Here is a 255-nt window from a genome sequence, read left to right on the forward strand (position 1 = left end):
ATTGAAATGGCCGATGAAAGCTGGGGAATCGATTTTGAAGGTGAAATTGCGGTGATCACCAATGATGTCCCAATGGGTACACGCACCGAAGAAGTCCACGGCCATATCAAATTGCTGATGCTGGTCAATGATGTCTCGCTGCGCAATCTGATCCCAGCAGAGCTGAGCAAAGGCTTTGGTTTCTTTCAGTCCAAGCCGGCTTCGGCCTTCTCACCTGTGGCTGTCACACCGGATGAACTGGGCGACAGTTGGCAT

The 255-nt window shown here is 51.4% G+C and carries 1 protein-coding gene; it reads left to right on the forward strand.

Annotated elements, in window-relative coordinates:
- Positions 1 to 255 (forward strand): fumarylacetoacetate hydrolase family protein (locus R0J87_RS22445; RefSeq protein WP_498889090.1); only part of this gene is annotated, 255 nt, incomplete at both ends.

Origin of the sequence: Halomonas sp. SIMBA_159, from assembly GCF_046536035.1 — a bacterium.
Classification (GTDB): domain Bacteria; phylum Pseudomonadota; class Gammaproteobacteria; order Pseudomonadales; family Halomonadaceae; genus Vreelandella; species Vreelandella venusta_A.